This is a genomic window from Kineococcus indalonis (assembly GCF_009906395.1).
GTDB lineage: Bacteria > Actinomycetota > Actinomycetes > Actinomycetales > Kineococcaceae > Kineococcus > Kineococcus indalonis.
The window spans coordinates 1-5,380 of sequence record NZ_JAAALM010000280.1; the positions used below are offsets into that span (position 1 = coordinate 1).

Below are 5,380 nucleotides of genomic sequence, written 5' to 3' on the forward strand. Positions count from 1 at the left end.
GTTCAGGGGGTGGGCGTCCCGCCGTTGACGTTGAGGACCTCGCCGACCACGTAGCTGGACTCCGGGGAGGCCAGGAACACGTAGGCGGGGGCCAGTTCCGCCGGCTGCGCCGCCCGGCCCAGCGGGGTCTGCTTCCCGAACTCCGGCATCGCCTCGTCCGGCTGCCCGCCGGCCACCTGCAGCGGCGTCCACACCGGCCCGGGGGCCACGACGTTCACGCGGATCCCCCGGGGCGCCAGCTGCTGCGCCAGCGCCTTGGACATGGCGATGATCCCGGACTTCGTCGTCGCGTAGTCCACGAGGTTCGGCGAGGGCTGGTAGCCCTGCACGGAGGAGGTGTTGACGATCGTGGAGCCCGGCGGCAGGTGCGGCACCGCCTCCTGCACGACCCAGAACAGCGCGTGCAGGTTCGTGCGCAGCGTCTCGTCGAACTGGTCGGTGGTGATGTCCGCGACGTCCTCGGCGTGCTGCTGCTTGCCGGCCACGTTCGCGATCAGGTCGATGCCGCCGAGCTCGTCGACGGTGGTGCGCACCAGGCCCCGCGCGAACGCCTCGTCGGTCAGGTCGCCGGGGGCCAGCACCGCCCGGCGGCCCGCCTCGCGCACCAGCTGCGCGACCTGCTCGGCGTCCTGCTGCTCCTCGGGCAGGTAGTTCAGGACGACGTCGGCGCCCTCGCGGGCGAACGCGATCGCGGCGGCGCGCCCGATGCCGGAGTCGGCGCCGGTCACCAGCGCCCGGCGCCCGCTCAGGCGCCCGGTGCCGCGGTAGGTGGACTCGCCGTGGTCGGGGGCCGGGCCCAGCTCGCTCGCCAGGCCGGGGCCCTCCTGCGGCTGCGGTTCGTACCCCTCGGTGCGGTACTGCTCGACCGGGTTCTGGAAGGTGTACTGGTCGCTCACGGCACCCACCGTAGGCAGGCCGCGGGCACCGCGCCCGCCGGGCGCGGTGCCCGCGCGGTGCCCGTGTCGGACCCGCCGCGCACACTGGGGCCGTGCGGGAGCAGCGGCTGGTGGACGTCACGCGGATCTACTACGAGCCGGCCGCGGCGGAGCTGCCCCGGGGCCGGGAGGTGCTCGAGCGCTGGCCGGGCGCCACCCGCGTGGAGGTCGCCAGCCACTGGAACATCCCCGAGCTGCACGGCGACGAGGCGAACGTGGCGCGCTGGGTGCGCATCAAGCGCGAGGCCCTGGTGCTGGGGGTGAAGAAGTCCCTGGCCGCGCGCCCCAACGGCCGCTCCGCGGACTTCATCGCCCCCTCCACCGCCAACGGCTGCGCGATGGCCTGCGCCTACTGCTACGTGCCGCGCCGCAAGGGCTACAGCAACCCCATCACGGTGTTCGCCAACATCGAGCAGATCACCGGCTACCTGCGCCGCCACGTCGCCCGGCAGGGCGTGAAGGGCGAGCCGAACCAGGTCGACCCGCACGCCTGGGTGTACGACGTGGGCGAGAACAGCGACTGCTCGGTGGACGCGGAGGTCTCCGGCAACGTCGACGACCTCGTCTCCCTCTTCCGCGAGCTGCCCACGGCCAAGGCGTCCTTCGCCACCAAGCACGTCAACCGCCGGTTGCTGGAGCTGGACCCGCGCGGGCGCACCCGGGTGCGCTTCTCCCTCATGCCCGAGGAGGTCGCCAGGGTCCTCGACGTGCGCACCGACCCCGTCGCCGCCCGCCTGGCCGCCCTCGACGACTTCGTCGCCGCCGGGTACGAGGTGCACGTCAACCTCTCCCCCGTCGTCGTCGCCGAGGGCTGGCTGGAGCAGTGGGCGCGGCTGCTGGACCAGCTCGGCGACGCCACCTCCGCGGCGACGAAGCAGCAGCTCGCCGCCGAGGTGATCTTCCTCACCCACAACGAGCGGCTGCACGAGGTCAACCTCGGCTGGCACCCCAGGGCCGAGGAGCTGCTGTGGCGCCCGGCGATGCAGGAGAGCAAGCGCTCCGAGCACGGCGGCGCGAACGTCCGCTACCGCACCGGCGACAAGGGCCGCTACGTGCGCCAGCTGCTGGACCTGGTCGCCGAGCGCGCCCCCTACCTCGACGTGCGCTACGCCTTCTGAGGCGCGACGCTGGCGCCATGGCGGAGCAGACGCTGGACGACGAGGAGCGGCGCAGCATCAGCAGCGACTTCGGCGAGGCGGTCAACATGACGCCGAAGGAGCTGGAGGAGTGGCTGGAGACCGACGAGTCCACGTCGGTGGGCCAGAGCGAGGGCGGCGAGTCCGTCGGGCACGCCTCCGGGCGCCGGATCGTGCAGATCCTGCGCGCCAAGGAGGCGGACCTGGACGACGACGACTACGCCCACATGAAGAAGGTCGTGGGCTACGTCCACCGCCACTCCGCCCAGCGCCCCGAGGGCGACGTCACGGGCACCAAGTGGCGCTACTCCCTCATGAACTGGGGCAACGACCCCCTCAAGGAGGGGTGAGCACGACCCCCTCACGGAAGGGTGAGCACGACCCCGGCGGCACCTCGTGACCTTCGAGATGCACGCCCCGCCCCCCACGGGCACAGTGGGGGCAGCACGTAGTTCGGACGACGAGCGGCTCCCGGAACCCCGAGCCGCAGGAGGAGTTCAACCATGAGCAGCGTGACCGAGAGCATCGACGTCGACGTCCCCGTCCACACCGCGTACAACCAGTGGACGCAGTTCGAGTCGTTCCCGCACTTCATGAACGGCGTCGAGGAGATCACGCAGATCACCGAGACCCGCAACCACTGGAAGACGAAGATCGCCGGTGTGGAGCGCGAGTTCGACACCGAGATCACCGAGCAGCACCCCGACGAGCGGGTGGCGTGGAAGAGCGTGGACGGCAAGGACCACGCCGGCGTCGTGACGTTCCACCGCATCGCCGACACCAAGACCAAGGTCACGGTCCAGATGGACTGGGAGACCGAGGGCCTCGTCGAGAAGGTCGGCGCCGCCATCGGTGCCGACGACCGCCAGATCAAGGCGGACCTGAAGCGCTTCAAGGAGTTCATCGAGTCGCGCGGTGCCGAGACCGGCGCCTGGCGCGGGGACGTCACCCCGCCCAAGTGACGCGCTGACGAGCACCGGGAAGCCCGGGCCCCCGCGGGGGGCCCGGGCTTCCCGCGTTCCCGCGTTCCCGGGTGCTGCGGGTGCGAGGTGCGGGGTGCGAGGTGCGGGGTGCGGGTCAGGAGACGCTGAAGCGGAACTCGGTGACGGACAGGAACTCGTCGCCCTCGCGCAGCACCGTGGTGGGGAAGTCCGGGTGGTTGGGGGCGTCGGGGAAGGCCTGCGCCTCCAGCGCCAGGCCGGCGCGCGGGCCGTAGGCCACGCCCGCCTTGCCGACGAGGGTGCCCGCCAGGGTGCCGCCCGTGAACACCTGCACCCCCGGCTGGTCCGTCCACAGCTCCAGCGCGCGCCCGGACACCGGCTCCTCCACGCGGGCCGCGAACGACGGCTCGCGCTCCCCGCCGGGCTCCTCCGCCAGCACCCAGCAGTGGTCGAAACCGGAACCGCGGGCGAGCTGCTCGTCGCCGGCGGCCTCGCCGTCGCGCAACCGGTACCCCACCGGCACCGGCTGGGTGAGGTCGAAGGGGGTGCCCGCCACGGGACGCCGCTCCCCCGTCGGCAGGCCGCTGGCGTCCACCGGCAGGAACGCCTCGGCCGCCACCCGCACCAGGTGGGCGTCGACGGTCCCGCTGCCGTCGCCGGCGAGGTTCCAGTAGGCGTGGTTGGTGAGGTTCACGACCGTGGGCGCGTCCGTCGTCGCCGAGGTGCGCACCGTCAGCACCCCGCCGTGCAGGACGTACTGCACGTGCACGCTCAGCGCGCCGGGGAACCCGTTGTCACCGTCCGGGCTGAGCAGCGAGAAGCGCACCCCGCACAGGCCCTCCACGGGGTGCGAGGTCCACAGCGCCTGCGAGAACGGCCGCGGCCCGCCGTGGATGGCGTTGCCGCGGTCGGTGGTGGGGATCGACCAGGTGCGCCCGTCGAGGGTGAACGTGCCGCCGGCGATGCGGTTGGCGAAGCGGCCCACCGTCGCGCCGAAGGAACGGCCCTTGCCCTCGTAGGGGGCCAGCTGCGCGAACCCCAGCACCACGTCGGCGCGCTCGCCCTCGCGGTCGGGCGCCAGCACCGACTGGATGCGCGCGCCGTGCTCGACGAGCCCGACCTGCAGCGTGCCGTCGTCCAGGACCCACCGGGTCACCGGTGAGCCGTCCGCGGTGGTGCCCCACCCCGGTTCGGCACGGACCTCGCCGTGCGCGTCGTCGTCGCGGTGCCCCAGGTGCGCCAGGTGTGCCACGTCTCGACGCTACCCACTCCCCCGCCCGGGCGCGCTACCGGCGGCGGGAGGTGCCGCGGGCCGCCGCGGCGGCGGCGGCCAGGACCGTGGCGAGCCCGCCGAGCAGCAGCACCCCGGCCACGTTCCAGCCCCACGGCCAGGAGACCCCCGTCGCGGCGCGCACGCCCACGACGGCGGCCACGGCCAGGAACGCGAAACCCCACACGACCGCCCCCACGTCGACCGTGGTGGCCGGGCGCGCCCGCTCCAGCGCCTCCCGCTCCAGCGCCTCCCGCTCCGACGCGTCCAGCTCCAGCGCCTCCCGCTCCTCGTTCACGACCCCTCCAGCAGCTCGGAACCGTCGGCGCCCACGCGCACCTCACCCGCCCACACCACGGCCCGCACCACCGCGACCCCCTCGGGGACGGTCCAGCCGGCCGGGTCCGCGCCCCGCACGCGGGTGGCCTCCGCCACGCGCGCGGCGTCGGGGCCCACGGCCAGCACCTCGGCGCTGTCCAGGCCGCCCTCGTGCTGCTCGGTGCCCCGCCGCGAGGTGGACCCCACCAGCGGGCGGTGGTCGTCGTCGACCACCACCACGCCGGGGTCCACCGCCCAGCGCAGGTTGCCCGCCAGGGCGCGGGCGTCCACCAGGACGGTGCGCTGCTCGGGCACGACGACCTCCAGGCGCCCGGCGGCCACCGTCGCGGTGACCACCGTCGTGGCCGCCCCGGCGGGCGCCAGGGCGGAGGGGTCCACGCGCAGGCGCCCGACGCCGGAGCTGAGGGCGTCCTGCTGGCGCACCGAGGCCGCGGTCGGCGCCCACGTGCGGTTGACCTCCCACTGCCAGCCGCCGGAGTCCGGGACGGTGCCGGCCAGCACGGTCAGCACCGCCAGCGGCGTGCCGAACCCCACCAGGGCGCTGCGCCGGCCGGCCAGGCCCGCGGCCACGGCCCCGGCGCCGACGACGGCCAGCGCCGCGACGAGGGCCAGCACGAGCGCGGGGGCGGGCAGCACCACCAGCAGGTCGGCCACGACCACGGCGCCGGCGGCCACCAGGGCCAGGCCCAGCGTGGCGGTGGTCAGCAGCGGGGAGCCGGGACGGCGCGCGGCGCGGGCGCGCTCGGCGGCGGCCCGGCT

The 5,380-nt window shown here is 74.6% G+C and carries 7 protein-coding genes; 3 read left to right on the top strand and 4 right to left on the bottom strand.

Annotated elements, in window-relative coordinates; genetic code table 11:
- Positions 1-2: 2 nt before the first annotated feature.
- A complete protein-coding gene (locus GTR00_RS13720) occupies positions 3-896 on the bottom strand; it encodes an SDR family oxidoreductase (protein ID WP_166612173.1) in 894 nt (297 codons plus the stop codon).
- Between the two features lie 92 nt (positions 897-988).
- Here GTR00_RS13720 and GTR00_RS13725 point away from each other — a divergent pair, with 92 nt between their 5' ends.
- The 3 genes from GTR00_RS13725 to GTR00_RS13735 all read left to right on the top strand — a co-directional run bounded on the left by GTR00_RS13725 (position 989) and on the right by GTR00_RS13735 (position 3,033).
- The gene (locus GTR00_RS13725; protein ID WP_323132471.1) at positions 989-2,053 is read left to right on the top strand and encodes a spore photoproduct lyase family protein; all 1,065 of its coding nucleotides are present in this window, start codon (positions 989-991) and stop codon (positions 2,051-2,053) included.
- A 17-nt stretch (positions 2,054-2,070) separates the two neighbouring features.
- Positions 2,071-2,421 (top strand): DUF3140 domain-containing protein, encoded by a 351-nt coding sequence (locus GTR00_RS13730; protein WP_205705771.1) that lies wholly within the window; start codon positions 2,071-2,073, stop codon positions 2,419-2,421.
- 153 nt (positions 2,422-2,574) lie between these two features.
- Positions 2,575-3,033, top strand: coding sequence for an SRPBCC family protein (locus tag GTR00_RS13735; protein WP_166612174.1), 459 nt, complete (start codon positions 2,575-2,577; stop codon positions 3,031-3,033).
- 115 nt (positions 3,034-3,148) lie between these two features.
- On the opposite strand, the gene GTR00_RS13740 is transcribed toward GTR00_RS13735, so the two are convergent.
- From GTR00_RS13740 to GTR00_RS13750, 3 genes are all read right to left on the bottom strand, one after another.
- A complete protein-coding gene (locus GTR00_RS13740; RefSeq protein ID WP_205705772.1) occupies positions 3,149-4,264 on the bottom strand; it encodes an aldose epimerase family protein in 1,116 nt (371 codons plus the stop codon).
- A gap of 34 nt (positions 4,265-4,298) precedes the next feature.
- On the bottom strand, positions 4,299-4,580 hold the full coding sequence (locus GTR00_RS13745) for a hypothetical protein (RefSeq protein WP_166612175.1): 282 nt from the start codon (positions 4,578-4,580) through the stop codon (positions 4,299-4,301).
- Positions 4,577-5,380 (bottom strand): hypothetical protein (locus GTR00_RS13750; protein WP_205705773.1); only part of this gene is annotated, 804 nt, incomplete at its 5' end. The genes GTR00_RS13750 and GTR00_RS13745, both read right to left, overlap by 4 nt.